The 20995-nt window shown below is 38.3% G+C and carries 16 protein-coding genes; 12 read left to right on the top strand and 4 right to left on the bottom strand.

The genetic code is table 11. From position 1 onward, the window contains the following. Positions 1–369: 369 nt before the first annotated feature. Together C8K15_RS13165 and C8K15_RS13160 are read left to right on the top strand one after the other, a co-directional pair. Positions 370–1557 carry a NupC/NupG family nucleoside CNT transporter gene (locus tag C8K15_RS13165; protein ID WP_108586865.1) on the top strand — a complete coding sequence of 396 codons (1188 nt, stop codon included), beginning with the start codon at positions 370–372 and terminating at the stop codon, positions 1555–1557. 180 nt (positions 1558–1737) lie between these two features. Beyond that, a complete protein-coding gene (locus C8K15_RS13160) occupies positions 1738–3123 on the top strand; it encodes an MATE family efflux transporter (protein ID WP_108586864.1) in 1386 nt (461 codons plus the stop codon). Positions 3124–3558: 435 nt separating this feature from the next. On the opposite strand, the gene C8K15_RS20350 is transcribed toward C8K15_RS13160, so the two are convergent. Then, positions 3559–3717, bottom strand: coding sequence for a hypothetical protein (locus tag C8K15_RS20350; protein ID WP_158268315.1), 159 nt, complete (start codon positions 3715–3717; stop codon positions 3559–3561). A 511-nt stretch (positions 3718–4228) separates the two neighbouring features. Here C8K15_RS20350 and C8K15_RS13150 point away from each other — a divergent pair. After that, positions 4229–5101: a proline iminopeptidase-family hydrolase gene (locus C8K15_RS13150; protein WP_108586863.1), complete on the top strand. Its 873-nt coding sequence runs from the start codon at positions 4229–4231 to the stop codon at positions 5099–5101. Positions 5102–5327: 226 nt separating this feature from the next. On the opposite strand, the gene C8K15_RS13145 is transcribed toward C8K15_RS13150, so the two are convergent. Beyond that, entirely contained in the window at positions 5328–5570 is a 243-nt protein-coding gene (locus C8K15_RS13145) for a hypothetical protein (protein ID WP_108586862.1), read from the bottom strand. Positions 5571–5707: 137 nt separating this feature from the next. On the opposite strand from C8K15_RS13145, the gene msrA reads away from it, so the two are divergent. The 8 genes from msrA (at position 5708) to C8K15_RS13105 (ending at position 18348) form a co-directional block, all read left to right on the top strand. After that, a complete protein-coding gene (gene msrA, locus C8K15_RS13140) occupies positions 5708–6673 on the top strand; it encodes a peptide-methionine (S)-S-oxide reductase MsrA (protein ID WP_108586861.1) in 966 nt (321 codons plus the stop codon). Positions 6674–6803: 130 nt separating this feature from the next. Beyond that, positions 6804–7589, top strand: coding sequence for a nucleotidyltransferase domain-containing protein (locus C8K15_RS13135; protein ID WP_108586860.1), 786 nt, complete (start codon positions 6804–6806; stop codon positions 7587–7589). Between the two features lie 53 nt (positions 7590–7642). Next, complete coding sequence (locus C8K15_RS13130) at positions 7643–8662, top strand: phosphotransferase enzyme family protein (RefSeq protein WP_108586859.1); 1020 nt, start codon at positions 7643–7645, stop codon at positions 8660–8662. A gap of 254 nt (positions 8663–8916) precedes the next feature. Then, complete coding sequence (locus C8K15_RS13125) at positions 8917–9330, top strand: hypothetical protein (RefSeq protein WP_108586858.1); 414 nt, start codon at positions 8917–8919, stop codon at positions 9328–9330. Positions 9331–9410: 80 nt separating this feature from the next. After that, positions 9411–10367, top strand: a complete 957-nt coding sequence (locus C8K15_RS13120; RefSeq protein WP_108586857.1) for an HD-GYP domain-containing protein — start codon at positions 9411–9413, stop codon at positions 10365–10367. A 657-nt stretch (positions 10368–11024) separates the two neighbouring features. After that, positions 11025–15611 carry a glutamate synthase large subunit gene (gene gltB / locus C8K15_RS13115; protein WP_108586856.1) on the top strand — a complete coding sequence of 1529 codons (4587 nt, stop codon included), beginning with the start codon at positions 11025–11027 and terminating at the stop codon, positions 15609–15611. A gap of 22 nt (positions 15612–15633) precedes the next feature. Next, positions 15634–17121 (top strand): glutamate synthase subunit beta, encoded by a 1488-nt coding sequence (locus C8K15_RS13110; RefSeq protein WP_108586855.1) that lies wholly within the window; start codon positions 15634–15636, stop codon positions 17119–17121. Between the two features lie 225 nt (positions 17122–17346). Continuing rightward, positions 17347–18348 carry an NADP-dependent oxidoreductase gene (locus tag C8K15_RS13105; RefSeq protein WP_108586854.1) on the top strand — a complete coding sequence of 334 codons (1002 nt, stop codon included), beginning with the start codon at positions 17347–17349 and terminating at the stop codon, positions 18346–18348. 56 nt (positions 18349–18404) lie between these two features. Here C8K15_RS13105 and C8K15_RS13100 read toward each other — a convergent pair whose 3' ends face one another. Beyond that, the gene (locus C8K15_RS13100; RefSeq protein ID WP_108586853.1) at positions 18405–18830 is read right to left on the bottom strand and encodes a MarR family winged helix-turn-helix transcriptional regulator; all 426 of its coding nucleotides are present in this window, start codon (positions 18828–18830) and stop codon (positions 18405–18407) included. 112 nt (positions 18831–18942) lie between these two features. Between C8K15_RS13100 and C8K15_RS13095 the strand changes: the two genes are divergently transcribed. Then, positions 18943–19350, top strand: a complete 408-nt coding sequence (locus C8K15_RS13095) for an organic hydroperoxide resistance protein (RefSeq protein WP_108586852.1) — start codon at positions 18943–18945, stop codon at positions 19348–19350. Positions 19351–19763: 413 nt separating this feature from the next. Here C8K15_RS13095 and C8K15_RS13090 read toward each other — a convergent pair whose 3' ends face one another. Continuing rightward, a complete protein-coding gene (locus C8K15_RS13090) occupies positions 19764–20432 on the bottom strand; it encodes a TraR/DksA C4-type zinc finger protein (RefSeq protein WP_108586851.1) in 669 nt (222 codons plus the stop codon). Between the last annotated feature and the right edge of the window lie 563 nt (positions 20433–20995).

Here is a 20995-nt window from a genome sequence, read left to right as displayed (position 1 = left end):
GACGTCATTCAGGGGAGCATTCGCAGTATGCGTACCTTAACTCATATGCATAAGAACCAGCTATTTGTGGGAAAGTTAACCTTACTTAATTGGAAGTATAGGGTGGTTTTTCAAAGTCACTTGAGGTAACGGAAAGAGGTTTACCGAGAGAAACACAAAGCAATAGGTAATAATTGTTTTAAAACTACCATTTAAAGAATTGGTTTATTAGGGCGAGACTTTGAGCAACATAAGGGTCAATTAGAAAACTAATATCTGAAATGGTTAAGATAACGGGTTTATGAATAAACTTCATAGCAACTCATGAGTTCTTGTTATTGAACAAGCTCAAGTTGCATAACAATAAACTGATGAAACGGGGAATTCGATATGACAGAACTATTAATAGCAATTCTATCCGTTATGGTGTTATTAGGTGCAGCATTCCTAATGTCAAACGATAGGAAAAATATTAACTATAGAGCAGTAGGAATCTTGTTTGTTGCTCAGCTAGTTACAGCTTATGCAATGCTTAATACGACAATTGGTGGACAGGTAGTAAGAGCAGTCACCAACTTTTTCTCTAAATTGATGGAATTTGGTAATGAGGGGATAGCTTTTGTCTTTGGAGGCTTTGAGTATCAAAACGATATGCCAGTATTCTTTATCTCAGTTTTATTATTGATCGTATTTACATCTACTTTACTGAGTGTACTGACTTACATCAGAGTATTACCTTTAATGATTAAATATCTTGGAGGAGCAGTTTCTAAAGTAACAGGCCTACCAGTAATTGAATCTTTTTCTACTGTAGCCTCTTCCATCTTTGGCGATACAGGCGCTTTGATTGCAGTAAAGACACATATACCTAAAATGAACAGAAATAGATTATTTATTGCGACCACAGCATCCATGACAAGTGTATCAGCATCTATAGTGGGAGCTTATATGACTATGATTCCTGCTGAATTTGTACTAGTGGCTTTACCTCTTAATGTAATGTCGGGCTTACTACTGGCGTCTATGGTAGCTCCTGCTCAATTAGTTGAGGGTGAGCAGATTAACATCAAAGATATGATTCATGATAAGTCTTTATTTGAGGCAATAGGTAATGGTGCAATTGATGGTATGAAAGTGGCAGGAATTGTAGGAGCGATGCTGATTGCTTACATCTCTCTAATTGCCATGGTTAACTTTATTCTTACATCGACGATTGGCACTGATTTAACAACTATTATGGGGTTAGTATTATCTCCTGTAGCTTGGTTGATGGGCGTACCTGCAAATGAAATGGTACAAGCAGGCGGAGTCATGGGAACTAAGATTATCTCTAATGAATTTGTTGCAATGTTGGGCTTTAAAGAGATGATACCTGCGTTGACTCCTAAGACTGTAGGAGTTGTATCGGCATTCTTAGTATCATTTGCTAACTTTAGTTCGATTGGCATCATCCTAGGGACAGTGAAGGCGATTGATGAAAAACAAGCAGGCGTAGTTGCTACGTTTGGTCTTAAAATGTTATTAGTTGCTACTATGGCATCTGTATTAACAGCTACAGTGGTTGGTTTATTCATCTAAGAAATAATTAATAAAATGCCCTTGTTACGATTAGTCGTAACAAGGGCATTTTATTATGAGTAATTAATCATTTAAAGAAGCTTAAATCACTCAAAATCCTTCATACTGATTGGGTCTGGCAATATTACTTATTACTTGGTAAGATAACTTAATTGTTAAATTTGGGAAGAAGGTGAATAAATGGCTTCAATCAAAGCTAAAAGAGGACAGGGTGAGAAGCTAAATTTATTTACCTTAACTTGGCCTATTTTTTTAGAAGTGTTTCTTTTTATGTTAATGGGAATAGTGGATACATTCATGCTCAGTGCATTATCGGATGATGCAGTATCGGGTGTTGGTGCAGCGAATCAGTATATACATATTGCCATATTAGTACTAGAAGTTGTCGGAACTGGGGCGGCGATTGTTGTATCTCAATACCTTGGTTCAAAACGATATATCGAAGCGTCCAAAATATCGGCGTTAGCAGTTACGTTGAATTTAGCAGTCGGTCTCCTAATCAGTGCTGGGTATCTTATATTTTCGAGAAGTATGATGACGGCGATGAATTTACAAGGAGAGGTATTGGAATACGCAGAACAATATTTATCTATTGTTGGAGGGGCAATTTTTCTTCAAGCCATCATTAACTCCTTAGCTGCCATTATTCGTGTTCATGGATGGACAAAACAAACGATGTACATATCTTTAGGGATGAACATTATTCATGTTGTGGGGAACTATTTACTGATTTTTGGTAAATTCGGTTTTCCCGAAATGGGTGTTCAAGGTGCTGCTATTTCTTCGGTCCTTAGCCGTGTTATTGCTCTCGTCTTCTTCTTTTGGTTACTCTACCAAGTAGTAGAATATCGAATAAAATTCCAATTTTACATTACCCTATCTAAAGAATATATTGGTCGGATATTACATATTGGAATTCCAGCCGCTTTTGAGCAAGTGATATACCAAGTGTGTCAACTGGTGTTCATATACTATGCAACGTATTTAGGCGCGGAAGCATTAGCTGCCAGACAATATGCTACGAATATTTCAATGTTCACATTCTTATTTGCCATTGCTATAGGTATGGGTACAGCGATTATTGTAGGGAGATTAGTCGGGGCGAATGAAAAAGAAGAAGCTTATTCGAGATTATGGAAGAGTTTAAAATCCGCATTGATGATCACCTTAACGATGGTGATTCTCGTGATGATCTTCCGCTACCAGCTTATCGAGTTGTTTACAGATAATCCAGAGGTTATAAAAATAGCGTCATCTGTTCTCTTGCTCAGTATATTTTTAGAGACGGGTCGAACGATGAACATCGTCATCATTAATTCCTTACGTGCAGCAGGAGATGCCAGATTCCCTGTCATAATTGGGGTGTTTTCAATGGTTTTGATGAGCTTACCATTAGGCTATTTTTTAGTATTTTATTTAAATATGGGTCTCCCTGGAATATGGATAGCTATTGCGGTAGATGAATGGACTCGAGCTACTATTATGTATTTTCGTTGGAAAAGCAGAGCTTGGGAAAAATATGCTCTGGTTCATCCTGAAGCTTCGGAGAAAAAAGCTATCACATAATTCATCCCTATCGCAAATTGAATTAGCGATAAGGCGTTTTTTTATATTGGTGACTTAGATAGGCTGGGAATGTATACAATCAAAAGTCAGAGGACGCCGTGGAATTCACCTCGAACTCTGATAGATGGGGATCTTAATAGAATTTAGTAATTAAAGGAAAGAGAATTATTCAGAGTGGAACTTACAATCTGTGGTAATTCTCTTTTATTAATAGAATTTTTAATGACAAGCTCCTTTATAGCAGTTACGAAATAAATGCTCTCCATCAACAATTGGGCTCTTCTATCGTTGGAAGTCCACAGACAGTAAAGAAAGGCTACAGAAAGTATTGAATGATAGTCAGGCCGATGAAATCATGGCAATTACCCAGGTATTTGATCACAAGGCTTGCCTTCGATTTTATGAAATTTTAGCAAATATTACACAAAGCAAAAGTTAAAAAGGACAATAATGGTAGGGGGACTTCCTTTTAGGAATTTCTTTAGATGTACACGAAGCAGTGGATTCACTTGTGAAATCCACTGCTTTTATTGTTGTTTTTTCTTGATTATGTTCCTCAATAAAGGCTGCCAGTCCAACCGCAGCCCCATTCAAGAACTTCCACGAATGGAAGACCCCCGATCCTAGCGCTTAACGAGTTTTTCTGTGAGCGAGTATCTAGTTTATAGGGTGAGCGGGCGCTCAGTCTGACTTTTTGGGGTTCACGTCTGAAAAAAGAGAGCTGACGTCTGAAAAAAAGGGTTTCCCGTCTGAAAGAACACGCTTCACGTCTGACTTTATCCAGAAAGTCATCCAACAAATAGGCTGCCAATACATATAATTAGAAACCGACGAAAGCTCCAATTTGTTACCTGTTATTTGTGATTCCTTCTGTTAGAATCTGAGGTGCAGCCCAAAACCAAAAAGAAAAAGCTAAAACAGAATTAGTGGTCTAACTAATTTAAGAAACTTTTACTAAGGGAGTTACGATTGACCGATATTTGTAAGCAGGATAATCTGTGATTGTGTTGAACTTTTAAAATAGGAAAGAAAATTGTGAATTCCTTTTATCAGTACGTAACATGTTTGGAACTATAAACAGTCGATATGAAAAGGGGACAATTAGATGAAGCAAGTTACGGAAGGATTTATTCCCGTTACAGGCGGAAATGTTTACTATCGAAAGACGGGGGATGGCCCTGGTATTCCGCTGTTAGTTTTGCATGGTGGACCGGGTGGGATGAGCAGAGAATCAGATCCACTAAGAATGTTAGGAGACAATCGACCGGTGATTCACTATGACCAGCTCGGGTGTGGGAATTCGGATCGACCTGAAGATTTGTCATTGTGGACCGTTGAACGATACGTCGAAGAATTGGCCCAAGTTAGAGAGGCCCTTGGTTTGGAAGAAGTTCATATTCTCGGACATTCATGGGGGACAATGCTTGCAGCCGCTTATCTTCTTGAACAACCCACAGGCGTCAAAAGTGTGATTTTTTCTAGTCCGTGCTTGAATTCACGTATGTGGGAGCGTGACCAGAGAGAATATTTGAAGGATTTACCGCAAGAGTCGCAGGATATTATTGAACGGAGTGAAAGAGACAAGACAACGGACTCAGATGAGTACCACCATGCCATGATTCAATTTTATGAACGTCACGTATGTCGACTACTTCCTTGGCCACAAGAACTTCTGGACAATATGAAGAGATCGAACCATGCCATTTATGGATTCATGTGGGGAGCTTCAGAGTTTACTGTAACGGGTACTTTACAAGATTTTGATGTTACGGAAAGATTAAAAGAAATCGTCATCCCAAGTTTATTTACATGCGGAAATTTTGATGAAGCAACGCCTAAGACCACTGAATACTATGCAAGCTTGGTTCCAGGATCTGAGTTTCATATATTTGAGAACAGTTCACATATGCCTGGAGTTGAAGAACCAGAAACGTATGCGACTAGAGTACGTGAGTTCTTAAATAATCAGTCTAAGTAACATGCGATCAAGTAGTACGAAAAGATGATTTTCTTTCTTTTTTTCATATTGAAGAGTTGATTCGACAGTCATTTCCCAGGAAATATCTCCTTTTTCGACATGATTTGCTACCTGGTTCTGGTGTCAAAAATACCCCCAATTATCAAGACGATTATTGGGGGAGGAACTATAACTTTTATTTTTCACCCGAAAATAATGACCGAACTAATGATGCATTGCTGCATACTTACATTTTGCCTTGCTTAATCCAAAGCCAATTGCGGAATGCTCCTAATAATGAAACGAAGAATAGAGCGCCTAACAGAATTAAATACATAAGTAACCGATTGTTTTCTTTAATAGCTTCTAAATGTAGTCCAAACCATATTAATAGTCCGAAAAAGGACAGCCACATGAGAATGTTTGGGCCAATTAACAGCCATCGTACCCCTTTGTCTTTTATGATTGTTTTGCCTTCCATTTTTAACATTACATCCTTCCTTACCGGAGTAGGTACCAAATTTGGGAGCTACCCAGTTGAAATACAAATACTAGACAATAAAAAGTATACCCTAAATATAAAGATGATGGATTTTACGAAGTTTTTCTAATGAAAGGTAGGTTACGATGACGACAAAATTTAAACTTGCAACATTTGGCGGAGGTTGCTTCTGGTGTATGGTTTCCCCTTTTGATGAGCAACCAGGTATCCATCAAGTGGTTTCAGGATATACAGGTGGACACACCGTGAACCCAACATACGATGAAGTTCATACACACAAAACAGGACATTATGAAGCGGTCCAAATTACATATGATCCATCAGTTATCCCATATGAAAAACTGTTGGACCTGTATTGGCAACAAATCGATCCAACCGATGCGGGTGGGCAATTTAACGACCGAGGTGATTCTTATCGCACCGCGATTTTTATTCATGGTGTCGAGCAAAAAGAGCTTGCAGAATCATCTAAAGAAGCTCTAGAAAACAGTGGACGTTTTACAACGCCGATTGTGACGGAGGTTTTACCTGCTCAACCTTTTTATCCAGCAGAAGAAAAGCACCAGCATTATTATAAAAAGGTACCGTTTCATTACAATCTCTACAAGGAAGGGTCGGGTCGCTCTGCTTTTATCCGCAAGAATTGGAAGAACACGAAAAGCGATGCTGAATTGAAGCTGGAACTCACACCTCTTCAGTATCACGTGATGAAAGAAAACGGGACTGAATCCCCTTATAATAACGAATATTGGAACAATAAAGATGAAGGGATATATATTGACCGTATTTCAGGTGAAGCGTTGTTTAGTTCCCTGGATCAATATGATGCAGGATGTGGATGGCCAAGCTTTACGAAGCCACTTCGACGCAATGAACTTACAGAAAAGCTTGATACATCTTTAGGGATGCGCCGCATAGAAGTGCGGACTAAAACATCTGATTCGCATCTGGGACATGTCTTTGACGATGGACCGGGTTTAGATCGCGCTCGTTATTGCATGAATTCAGCTGCACTTAAATTCATTCCAAAACAACAACTAGAAGCACAAGGTTATGGCGAATTTATCTCTTTGTTTCAGCAAGTTAACTAGGATACGAGGCGTGTTTGTGCGATAAAGTTTTCGCAAAGGAAACAACGTTCAAGCTGTCTCATTAGCCAAGTAAACTCGCTAATGAAAATAAAACAGGAGCGTAAAGAAAAAAATTAAAGGATGAATCAAAGTGAATGAAATAATCAAAATTAAATTAAAAGAAATTGAAGAGAAATATCAAGTTAAGGTCTTATATGCAGTTGAGTCAGGTAGTCGGGCATGGGGATTTCCTTCAAAAGACAGTGACTATGATGTGCGATTTATATATATACATCAATCAGATTGGTATCTGTCGATTGACCCACAAGGCATTGGGGAGAAGAGAGACGTTATCGAAGTACCCATAAATGATTTGCTGGATATCAGTGGATGGGAAATCACGAAGGCTTTACGACTTTTTCGCAAGAGTAATCCACCACTATTAGAGTGGATGAAAAGTGAGATTGTCTATTATCAAGCCTATTCATTCATTGACCAAATGCGGGAATTGGAGCCGCAGGTATTTTACTCAAATGCGACACTCTACCATTACTTAAATATGGCCAAAAAGAATTATCGGGAATTTTTGCAGGGAACAAATGTGAAGATAAAAAAATATTTTTATGTACTACGGCCAATTTTGGCATGTAAGTGGATTGAAGAGAAGCAAACAGTTCCGCCCATCGGTTTTCACGAACTAGTAGATACAATGGTATCCGATCATCATTTGAAACGTGAAATCGAGCTTCTTTTAAAACGTAAAATTGCTGGGGATGAAATGGATTTGGAGCCAAGGATTCAACTAATCAATGATTTCCTGGAAAGTGAAATGATACGCTTGGAAGCTTACGTCAAAACCATTTCTATAGAAATTGATAATCCTACTGAAAAATTGAATGTTTTATTCAGAAATACCTTGAAGGAAGTTTGGGAATAGGAGTCATTGAAGCGAAGAATTAGATAAATTATTGAAAATGAGGAGGAAATACCATGGAACAATGGGTGGAGAAACTATTTACCGAGGATGTACTGAAAGAAGCGGCAGCTCGCTACGGAGCAAATGCGACGAATGCCAAAAAGCTAGGGGACTTTGAGAATTATGTTTATGAAGTAGAACGAAACGGTACGCCTTATATTCTGAGATTGACGCACTCTTCGCATCGCTCGAAACAAGAAGTAGAAGGCGAACTAAAGTGGATTAACTTCCTCCATGGTCACGACGTTCATGTGTCACTTGTGCATACGTCAAAAAATGACGAGCTTGTGGAAGTATTGCCAGTCGAAGATTCATTCTTTTTCGTCTGCTTGTTCGACAAAGCGCCAGGGACTTCAGTCAAAATGAACAGTCCAGAATTCGGGCCGGAATTGTTTGAAAAATGGGGAGCCATTACAGCAAAAATGCACTTAGCAACAGAGCATTATCAAGATTCAGAAACAGAACGTCTGCAATGGGATGAAGATGATTTAATTGAGCTTGAAAATTTTATTGATGCGAATGAAGACGAAGCGATCATCATAGGTAACCGACAACTTGTTGCCAACATCCAACAGCTACCTCAAACAAAAGAAACATTCGGATTAATTCATTCAGACATACATATGGGCAATTTCTTTTATTATGAAGGGGATATACACGTGTTCGACTTCGATGATGCCATGTATTTCTATTTCATCAGCGATATTGCGATTCCTCTATATTACTCGACCTGGTGGAAGTATAGAGAAGAAACACTTGAAAAGCGTTCAGCGTTCGGAACCGAATTTCTAACGCATTTCCTAAAAGGTTATGTTAGCGTTCGACCAATGACGCTTGAATGGCTAGAGCGCTTACCACTATTCTTGAAGTTGCGTGATTATACACTTTACGGCGTCTTTCATAAGAAAATGGACCTCTCAAATGGACATGAACAGGAAAATAAGCGCGTTGCTGGCATCCGTGAGCGTCTTATAAAGGATGAACCTATAGTCAATCTGAACTACCAGGAGATTTGGAAACAATTGAATATCTGAGCTAAAGGTTTTTTAGAAAGTATAATTAGACAGAATAATACAAATAAATGTGTATTTAGGACGTAACTTCTTATATAATAAAAAAAAGAATCGAATATATTTTCATTGAGTGGATGTAGATATAGAGCTAAAGAGGCACATTTTGAGTAGGGTTTCGCTTTTTAGTTGCAAAATGACCCTTTAAGAACTAATAGATTTACATTATCTATCAATATGCACTTTTATTTATAAAATTCATCATTGGGGGTTATTTTTTGAAGAAAATTTTTACGATTCTATTAACAGCATTACTATTCTTGGGGTTAAGCACCAATGTATTTGCTGCAACTGATGAAGATCAGGCTAAAGGCCTTCAATTAATTGAAAAGGCCAATATAAAAATTGATAAAAAGATTGAACAGGCTGTAAAAGACGCAGATAGATTACAGGAAAACTATCTTTCACAAGTAGCTATGCCAAATGCAGAAATTGATCAATTAACTACAAAATATAATGAAGAACTTGATAAAATCATCCGCTCAGTATATGAAGAGACACTTCAAATATCAAAAGAAACAATCATTGAAGCTGAAGAATATGGCATTAAAGCTGAATGTAGCTGGGTGTTAGTAGAATTTGCGGACAGATCTGTATGGATTGATCCTATTAAAGTAGTAGGAGAGAACTAGTAATTTAAATTGTTATTCATTAATAAAAAAAGAGTTCTAGCTAATGATCTCTTTTTATATATGTATTTGGGGTGGAAAAGTTGGAAGGTTTTAAGATTGGTAAAAAGGGTTCATCTCTGGAAAGAGTTAAATATAATAGAAATGATATTAGCTTATTAACTCGTGGAGATGGGACTGAAGTATTATTACAATCAATCGAAAAAGATAGATTGTTTTATATTTATCCTTCTGATAACCCGGAAGTTATGGAATTTTATTTGATCTTATCCGGTGAAGTCGTTTGTGAAGTTGATAATGAAAAGTTAGTTTTGGGTCCTCAAGATTATTTCTCAGCTAAAGGACTTATCGAGCCTATACACTTTACTGCATTATCAAACGTTACGTTACTATGGGTTACTACAGAGCCTATATTTGATTCGTTGAGTAATGAGATATCTTCTCTTATGGATGTAGTAAAGAAAGTAGAATTAAAAGATCACTATACATATATGCACAGTGATCGTGTAGCGAATAACGCTGTGAAAATTGCCAAAAAAATGAATTTGAATAAAGACCAAGTGAATAACATCAATACCGCATCTTTTTTACATGATATTGGGAAAATTAATATTCCTGAGGATATTTTAAATAAACCAACTTTCCTTAGTGATGAAGAATTTTCAATTGTAAAGAAGCATCCAGTTGATGGTGTTGAGATGATTAAAGGCAACCAATATGAAGAAATCCTTCCCATTATTGAACAACACCATGAGCGTTTAAATGGGAGTGGTTATCCATACGGCTTAACAGGAGATCAGATTCTTTTGGAATCTCGTATTATCGCAGTTAGTGACTCATTTGACGCCATGACAGAAGATCGACCTTACCGTAAAGCATTTGAACCTCAGTTTGCATTAGACGAAATAAAAAGGCTCGTGGATATTCATTATGATAAGCATGTTGTAGAAGCGTTTGAAGAGGTCCTAAAAGAAGAGGGGAAAATTCCTGACTATCTAGATGCATCCATCGCTCCCTTGCAACCTGCAAGCACAGAGTAATCTAGATTTGGTTAACTACAGAATAGATGGTTTCTTTATGTAGATGTTCGGCCGAAGATGCTATTTCGGCCTCTTCCTGCTTTTTAAGGAAACGAAAGAGTGCATTTGCGCCTAGCATGCCGCAAGAGTGTGAAGCATGAGACCAACAAGTATGTGTTTTTCATACTTGTTGGCATGTGGAACGTGTGGCAAGCGCAAATGTTCGATAAACAACAATATAATATAAAAGAGCCAAATATAAAGGGATGTCCTCATCATAGGATATCCCTTTTTGTATTCTTAATAATATTCTTTTCTTCCCTTCCCGAAAATAGTAAAAACAATTGATCCTGGATATTTTAAGAGCATTATAAAGCGAAGAATTAGAAATGTATAAATGATGTTTTTTTAAATATATTTAATGTTAAGAAATTTTAAGGTAAATGAGTAATAAACCTTGATTTTGCTTGCTATTTTCGATGTTCGAAGAGTGTTTTTATAAATTAGCGGAAGCGTTTTCATTCATATAATTAAATAAAAATACAATAAAATTATGTCAGAATCTTATGTTAAAGCGTATTTTATGATATGATTATTCAAAATTGATAGTGAACTGTGAAGAATCCCTTCATGAAAATGAACCAACTTTCAACAGATTACTAGAGAGGGGACGTTGTCATGTCAAAGAATGGATACCCTGTTTCACAAGGCTTATATAGTCCTGAGCAAGAGCATGAAGCCTGTGGGATTGGAATGATTGCAAATATTAATGGTAAACAGACACATAGCATCGTTCAACATGCGATTACCATCTTATGTAACATGGAGCATCGAGGTGGCCAATCTTCGGATACAAGTACTGGTGATGGAGCAGGTATTTTAACGCAAATTCCACATCGTTTTTTCCAAAAACAGTGCGAGAAAGAAAACATCTATTTGCCAAGAGAAGGCGAGTATGGTGTTGGAATGGTATTTTTACCGAGGGATCACGATACTCGAATGAAAAGCAAAGATATTTTTGAGCGAATCATTGCAGAAGAAGGCCAAACATTCCTAGGGTGGCGTCCAGTTCCCATAAACGAATCATTTGTTGGGAAAGTGGCTTCAAAAACAAAGCCTTCGATTAGACAATTATTTATACAAGTAAGCGAAGATATAAAAACCCCACTGGATTTTGAGCGAAAGCTTTACATTATTCGAAAACGTATTGAAACAGAAATGGCAAGCATGAAAGGCTACGAAGATGTTTACATCAGTAGTTTATCTACCCGTACCATTGTCTATAAAGGAATGCTGATTCCCGAACAACTCGATTCGTTTTACATCGATTTAAACCATCCTGACTATAAATCCGCATTAGCACTTGTGCATTCCCGTTTTAGTACCAACACTTTCCCAAGTTGGAAGCGAGCACATCCAAATCGTTATACCATCCACAATGGAGAATTTAATACATTACGAGGCAATGTCAATTGGATGCGTGCACGTGAGCAAATGTGTGAATCGGAATTCTTCAATCGTGAAGATTTGCAAAAAGTGTTACCTGTCATCGATTCAGACGGCAGTGACTCATCCATGTTTGATAACTGCTTTGAGTTCTTACATCTTTCCGGACGTTCACTTGCGCACACAGCTATGATGATGGTACCTGAGCCTTGGGCGAACGATAAGAACATCAAAGAAGAAAAACGCGATTTTTATGAATACCATAGTACGTTAATGGAACCATGGGATGGTCCTGCTGCACTCGTATTTACTGACGGAAATCAAATTGCAGCGTGTCTGGATCGCAATGGATTAAGACCGGCTCGTTATTATGTAACCAAAAGCGGCATGATTGTTCTAGGTTCAGAAGTAGGGGCATTGGATATTTTCGCAGATGATATTGAATATAAGGAAAGATTAGCACCGGGTAAAATCCTTCTAATCGATTTGGAAAAAGGCACGATTATTCCGGATGAAGAAGTCAAACTTCAAATTGCGTCAGAACAGCCTTATAGAGAGTGGCTAACAAATATGACGGATTTAGAAGATATTCCAGAGGCACTCGAGCAACAACCAGTTCATGCGGGAGACCAGCTCTTAAAGCAACAACTAGCATTTGGTTATACACGAGAAGAATTAAATAAAATTATCAAACCACTTGTTACAGAAGGAAAAGATCCAGTCGGTTCAATGGGTTATGATTCTCCACTTGCAGTGTTATCGAAAAAGCCACAACTACTGTACAACTATTTTAAACAGTTATTTGCACAAGTAACGAATCCACCAATTGATGCGATTCGCGAGAAAATTATTACGATGACAGATACAACTATAGGTGCTGAAGGAAACTTAGTAAGCCCAAATCAAGACAGCTGTAAGCACATTCGACTTAAAACACCTGTGCTGACCAATCGTCAATTACAAAAAATTCGTTTGCAAAATTTAGATGGTTTCAAAACGATAACGTTCTCTACGCTTTTCGAAGCAAAGATGAACGAAAATAATATGGAAAATGCTCTCGATAGCTTGTTTGTTAAAGCTGATAAAGCAATAGAAGAAGGAACAACCTTGTTGATTTTATCTGATCGAAGTGTGTCAGAACATCAAGCAGCTATTCCAGCACTTCTTGCTGTTTCTGGTCTACATCATCATTTGATTCGACAAGGAACCCGTACAAAAGTAAGCATTTTACTTGAATCTGCTGAAGTGAGAGAAGTACATCACTTTGCGACGCTACTGGGTTATGGGGCAGAAGGAATTAATCCTTACCTTACATTTGATTCTATTCGCGATTTGATTGATAAAGGTGAAATCAACATCGATTCATTCGAAAAAGCGGTTGAGAAGTACATTTACTCAGTAACAGATGGCGTCATAAAAATCCTCTCTAAAATAGGGATTTCAACGATTCAAAGTTATCGAGGAGCTCAAATTTTTGAAGCAGTAGGCATTCATATGGATGTTATCGACAAATATTTCACACGAACATCTTCACGTTTAGGCGGAATTGGTATCAATATGATTGAAAAGGAAGTGCTAATGCGTCATGAGGAAGCATTTGGTGAAAATCGAGGAAGCAATCAAACACTAGATTCGGGAGATGAATTCCAGTACCGTGCAAACGGCGAAGATCATCAGTACAATCCGAGTACGATTCATACCCTCCAACATGCTTGTCGAACAAATAACTATGAAGTCTTTAAGAAATACACGAAAATGTTGACGGATGAAACGACAAACTTGCAATCACTTCGAGGACTTTTGAAATTTAAACAGCAACCATCAGTGCCGATTGAAGAGGTAGAATCGGTTGAGGCTATTTGTCGACGCTTTAAAACCGGTGCTATGTCATATGGGTCGATTTCTAAAGAAGCACATGAAGCTTTAGCTGTTGCCATGAACCGTGTTGGAGGTAGAAGTAACACGGGTGAAGGTGGAGAAGATATCGATCGATTTACCCCAGACCCAAATGGCGATTCGAGACGTAGTTCTATCAAGCAAGTAGCGTCGGGTCGCTTTGGTGTGACAAGTCATTACTTGGTCAATGCAGATGAGATTCAAATAAAGGTGGCGCAAGGGGCTAAACCAGGTGAAGGGGGACATCTTCCTGGGAAAAAAGTGTATCCATGGATTGCAGAAGTGCGTGGTTCAACCCCTGGTGTGGAATTAATTTCGCCACCACCACATCACGATATTTATTCAATCGAAGATTTAGCTGAATTAATTTTTAATCTGAAAAATGCCAATCCAAGAGCACGTATTAGCGTCAAATTAGTATCTGCTGTAGGTGTTGGGACGATTGCAGCAGGTGTTGCAAAAGGAAGAGCAGACCTTGTATTAATTAGTGGTTATGACGGTGGAACAGGCGCTGCTCCTCGAACAAGCTTGAAGCATACGGGATTACCGTGGGAGATTGGTTTAGCTGAAACTCACCAAACGCTTCTGTTAAATGGTCTCCGTGACCGTATTGTCATTGAAACAGATGGCAAAATGATGACAGGAAGAGACGTGGTTTTAGCTACATTACTAGGAGCGGAAGAGTATGGATTCTCAACAGCACCGCTTGTTGTTCTAGGCTGCGTTATGATGCGCGTCTGTCATATGGATACATGTCCAGTTGGTATTGCGACTCAAAACCCTGAGTTACGTAAGAAATTCACTGGGGATGCAGAACATGTTGCCAACTTTATGCGTTTTATTGCAACAGAAACAAGAGAGCTAATGGCTGAACTTGGTTTTAGAACGATAAACGAAATGGTCGGGCGTACAGATGCACTTGAAGTAAATGAAGCAATTGATCATTGGAAAGCGAAAGACATCGACCTTTCAGCCCTACTTTACTCACCAAACCTGCCAGCTAAAGTAGGACGTTATCATACTCGTGATCAAGATCATGAATTAGAGAAAACGCTCGATTTCCAAGAGCTAATTCCAATCTGCAAAAACGCGATTGAAAAACAGGAACCAGTTGAGTTTACAACGGCCATTCGCAATATTAACCGTGTTACCGGAACGATGCTCGGTAGTGAAATAACAAGACGTTACGGAGAAAAAGGATTGCCTGAAGATACGATTCGATTAACACTTAAAGGATCAGCTGGTCAAAGTTTTGGTGCATTTATTCCCCGGGGAATAACTCTGAGATTAGTCGGAGATTCAAATGACTTTGTTGGAAAAGGGTTGTCTGGTGGGAAAATAATTGTTCATCCTGACCCAGTTGTCACTTTCCAACCTGAGAAAAATATTATTATTGGGAACGTGGCTTTCTATGGGGCTTCCGCTGGTGAAGCATACATTCAAGGCATTGCAGGAGAGCGTTTCTGTGTACGTAATAGTGGAGCCAACGTAGTAGTTGAAGGCGTAGGTGACCATGGCTGTGAGTATATGACGGGTGGAAAAGTTGTCGTTCTTGGTTCAACTGGACGCAATTTTGCTGCAGGGATGTCGGGTGGTATCGCCTATGTCTTTGATGAAGACGGTACATTTAATTCAAAATGTAATGCAGAACTTGTTCTTATTCAACCTATAGAAAATCCAGAAGAATTAAAAGACGTATACAACATGATTGAAAAGCATGTTGACTATACAAATAGCGGGCACGGCAAGCGTATTTTAACTTACTGGGAAAAGTATTCTTCGCAATTCGTTCGTGTTATACCAAAATCATACTTGAAAATTAATGATCGAATTAAAACTCTTCAAGATAGCGGTTTAACAAAATTTGATGCGCAAATGACTGCGTTTGATGAGAGCAACAAAGAATTGGCAGCAATAAAATAATCACGACAACAGGAGGGGTGTAATGGGAAAGCCAACGGGATTTATGGAGTATGCACGTCAATCGCAACTTGAACGTGATCCACGTAAGCGATTAAAGGATTGGAAAGACTACACGTCGCCGATGTCGGAAACAGAAATTAGACAACAAGGTGCACGTTGTATGGATTGTGGTGTCCCTACTTGTCAAACCGGTACTGAAATTAATGGTGTGACAACAGGTTGTCCAGTGTATCACTTGATACCAGAGTGGAATGACCTCGTGTATCAAGGACAGTGGAAAGAAGCATTGAAGCGTGAACATGAGATGAATAATTTCCCTGAATTCACAGGAGCAGCGTGTCCTGCACCGTGTGAAGGCGCGTGTGTCCTTGGTATTAACGAGCCTCCTGTTGCAATCCGCACAGTTGAGCGTGCCATTATTGAAAAAGGCTTTGAAGAAGGTTGGGTCATTCCTGAGCCACCAGAAAGACGAACTGGCAAAAAAGTGGCGGTCATTGGCTCTGGACCTGCTGGACTCGCAGCGGCAGCGCAGCTCAACAAAGCGGGCCACTGGGTCACCGTTTTTGAACGCAACGATCGTGTAGGAGGTCTTTTAACTTACGGGATTCCTGAAATGAAATTACCATATGAAATAGTTCAACGTCGTGTTCAACTGCTTGAGAAAGAAGGAATCACGTTTGTTACAAATACAGAAGTAGGAAAGAACTACCCTGTTAAAAAGCTCAATCAAGAATTCGACTCTACTATTTTATGTGGAGGTGCAACGATTCATCGTGATGTTCAAGTGGAAGGTCGCGAGCTAAAAGGTATTCATTACGCTATGGATTTCCTCCATGCCAACACGAAAAGCTTGCTTGACTCCAACCTTAAAGATGGAATGTACTTGTCGGCTAAAGGCAAAAATGTGATTGTCATAGGTGGCGGAGACACAGGTACGGATTGTCTAGCAACCGCAGTCAGACATAATTGCCAAAGCTTAACGCAGTTTGATATTTATGATCAAAAAGGATCCATCCGGGATGAACTTGGAAACCCGTGGCCTCAATACCCGGTGATTCACCGTATCGAGTACGGTCAAAAAGAAGCAGCGAGTAAATTTGGTGAAGATCCACGTGCCTATGCTGTTCAAACAACCAAATTTGTTGGCGATGACAATGGTCATGTAAAAGAAGTACACACAATTAATGTAAAACTTCGGATCGACCAAGAAGGTGATCGTATCCGTGAAGAAATTCCGGGAACAGAAAAAATATGGCCAGCAGAAATGGTCTTGCTTGCAATTGGCTTTAGTGGTCCAGAACAAGGACTTCTACAACAGCTAAACATTGAAACAAACGCCAACTCTACGGTTAAAGCAGAGTATGGAAAGTATGTGACCAATGTAGAAGGGGTCTTTTCAGCTGGAGACATGCGTCGTGGCCAAAGCCTTATTGTGTGGGCAATTAACGAAGGACGTGAAGTAGCGAGAGAATGCGATCGTTATCTGATGGGCGCGACAGTATTGCCTTAGGAAGAGCGGATTATCTATTCCACTCTCAACGATGAATAAAGTTTCAAAAAAAGCATCTTGGAGGTCATTCAAGATGCTTTTTTTGGTAATCACTAAATGGCCTCCAATAGAAATCGAGTGCATGATAGGTTTGAATGATTGAACAATTAAAAACGAGCGTATTGTTTTTTATAGGTAACACAGAATACTATATTCTACTTCAGATTTTGATAAGGATGATACTGAATGAAAGCTATGGTTATTAAACGATATGGAAAAGATGTCCCATTGCAGCAAGTAGAAGTACCAATTCCAACAATTGGAGAAAAAGACATTTTGGTAGAAATTTATGCAGCGAGCATCAATCCCGTTGATTATAAAATAAGAGATGGGAAAGTAAAAATGCTTTTGACGTATCAAATGCCGTTAATAGTAGGAAATGATTTTTCAGGAAAAGTCTTAAAAGCAGGAGCTAAAGTTACGAATTTTAAGATCGGTGATGAAGTATATGGAAGGCCGCGTAAGACTCGTATTGGGACATTTGCTGAATACCTTTCCGTACATGAAGATGACGTTTCGCTAAAACCAAAGAATCTAAGCTTTGAGGAAGCGGCGTCGCTGCCTTTAGTGGGACTAACTACTTGGCAGGCTTTTCATGAAATACTGAAACTCAAACCTGGTCAAAAGATTTTGATTCATGCCGGGGCTGGTGGTGTGGGGACATTTGCCATTCAACTAGCGAAACAAATGGGTGCATATGTGGCGACTACAGCAAGTGATAAGGGCTATGAACTAGTGAAATCACTTGGTGCGGATGAAATAATTAATTACAAACAGCAAGATTTTGAAGGAATCTTAAAAAATTATGATGCTGTCTTTGATACATTAGGTGGTGAAACTCTTGAGAAATCGTTTAATGTGTTGAAAGCTCAAGGGAAGATTGTTTCAGTCTCGGGATTGCCAAATCGAAAATTTGCCATTCAAAACAATTTAGGTCTATTGAAAACCATTTTATTTTCCATTGTTAGTAGAAAAATGACAGCGTTGGAGAAAAAACATGATGCAACATACCATTTCTTATTTATGAAGCCAAGCGGTGAACAACTATCTCATATAAAAAAACAGGTCGAAGAAGGAAAAATTCGTCCGATCATCGATCAGATTATACCCTTTGAAGATGCTCAAAAAGCCATTAATTATGTGGAAACAGGAAAAGCAAAAGGGAAAGTGGTTTTAAAAATGAAATAATAAACGAAAGGATCAACTGAATTTATCAGGTTGATCCTTTTTCAATAAATCACTTACTACATATTTAGCTTTTGACTTAGTTCGTCTAGCATCCCTTTATATCGTTTATACTCGTCGTCGGTTAGTCCAAGAACCCTTTGGATTTGCAATGGGATGGAGGCCGCTTGCTCCCGCAATGAGTGTCCTGCATCTGTGAGTTTAATTACGAGCTCTCGTTCATCTAGTTCGTTACGTGCTTTTTCAATATAACCGGATTGAATAAGCTTATTTAATAGAGGGGTAAGAGTACCGGAATCTAATTGTAATCGTCGGCCAATCGCTTTTAAAGGTATTCTGTCTTGTTCCCAAAGCACTAGCATAACTAAGTATTGTGGATAGGTTAGGTTGAAAGGTGCAAGAATGGTTCGATAGCGTTTACTGATTTCTTTTGAAATGGCATAAAAAGGGAAGCATAGTTGGTTCGATAAATGTAATGGATTCATAGGAAATATCCTTTCTTAAAACAAGATAGTTGTAATCTCAAATTAGATTGTATACAATCTAATAGCGCACAATCTAATAGGGTGACACAATAATGATGAGGAGGAATATATAATGAAAAAATTATTTACAGCAACAGCGACAGCAGTGGGAGGTCGTGAAGGACGCGTTCGTTCACAAGATGGTGTAATAGACGTTGCGCTAGCTATGCCGGGTGTGAAAAAAGAGGCGACTAATCCAGAACAACTTTTTGCTGCGGGCTACTCGGCTTGTTTTGATTCAGCATTAAATGTGGTCTCTCGACAGGAAAAAATTAAGCATGGCGGATCAGAAGTTACTGCTCATGTCTCACTAAATCAAGGCACTGATGGCTACTCAATATCTGTCATACTTGATGTTCTCGTGCGAGACGTAGCAATCGAAGTAGCACAGAAGCTTGTCGAGGCAGCACATCAAGTATGCCCTTATTCACGAGCTACAAGAGATAATATTATTGTAGAGTTAGAAGTCCGAACAGTATAGACATTATTTATGACAACATGCATACGACCAATCTAATCCTATTGTATCGTTAAACTTAAAATGACCTACTTCGAATGAAGAAGTAGGGTCATTTTTTAAAAATTGGACTGACTTACATTAAGCTTCGGGTTGCTACAATATATTAGAAATAACTAATCAAACAAAAAATAGGATTTATCAATACATTATATGGATACTTGTTATCACAACAAGTATTAATATTTTTGAAGGATTCCGTAAAGCTCGTAATTCTAAACAATCGTTATCAAACAAAATGTTTTCTAAGTAAAGCGATGGATAGGCTGTTAATCATCTCCAAAAACAAGCTGAATCTGGAATGAAAATAAAGGAAACGACCACAAAGATAGTATTCCTTTGTGGTCGTTTCCTTTAAATATCCATAAATGGGCTATTCATAAGTAATCGTTTCGTATAGCTTCTTCTTGTTCGGCGAGGGAAATTTCTTTGTTGTCTCCTCCAATACTTGTTATATGCAATGAATCCACTTCTTCATCCATACCTTCTTCGTTCTCATCATCATATAATTCATTGAAATCAGCGTGATCACCTTCAAAATCCGATGGTGTTTCAGATGTGCCATACTGTGCGACTTCTTGAAAACTGTCTTCATAATCTCTAACACCGTCTCGTTTGTGACGTTCGGCGAAAGAGTTATCGTTTGCTGGGTGTAAAATTTGCTCTTCGGCAGGCCGATCCTGAGGAAGGGAATTCGCTGCATGGTCAATGCAGCGAGTCGTATAAGGTAAAGCTTCTAAACGCTCAAATGGAATGTCTTCGCCACAATCATCACAAACGCCATACGTCTCATTTTTCATCGCTAAAAGGGCATTATTTACTTTTTCTAATTCAGAGTGTTCATGAACATGAATCGCCATATCTTTCTCACGTTCATACAGTTCTGTTCCTAAATCAGCAGGATGGTTATCGACTGTTGATAATTCGGCTGTCGTATCCCGAAGACTGCCTTGTTCTATGAACGCATTGTCCTCATGTCTTTCCAACTGAACCTTTTGTTCCAAAAGTAATTTCTTTAACGTTGAGTTTTGTTTTTCTGTAAGCATAGGAGATCACTTCCTTCAAATTTAATCAATCCTGTTTTTGACAAACAAGAGCTCCATATATAGCTTTGACCAAATGTATGAATCTTAAAGGGAAAATGATAAAAAAATCTGATGGTGTTAATTAAATGAAAAGCACAACAAAAAAATTCACAAAAAATTATTTCCTTAGGTGGAATAATATAGTCTTTTTAATGTTTTTCGACTCTTTTTTTGTGTTAAATAAGGTAATATTTCAGTAACCGAAATGATCCTAATATATTTAATGTCGTTAAAAGCGCATGTGAAAAGCGGCAAAAAATTAATACGATTGGAAAATGCCTTTCTTATTCAGGTTCACCTTGGAATTGCATATCCATTTTGTTGGTTTATGCCATTACCTATATTTGTGAAAATATAGTAATACGAGTGTAAAAGCGAGTTCCAGACTCCACTAGCATTAATAAGTATGTTGGCTATTAAACCTCTAAAGAAATAATTATTAATCCGAAATATATACTTGTTTTTCTTTTTGAAACGGCATATTCACATCAATTAATTCATGATTTTAATATAATATTTAGAAA

The sequence above is a fragment of the Paenisporosarcina sp. OV554 genome, from assembly GCF_003058165.1.
Lineage (GTDB): Bacteria > Bacillota > Bacilli > Bacillales_A > Planococcaceae > Paenisporosarcina.
This window is presented reverse-complemented; position numbering and strand designations above follow the sequence as displayed.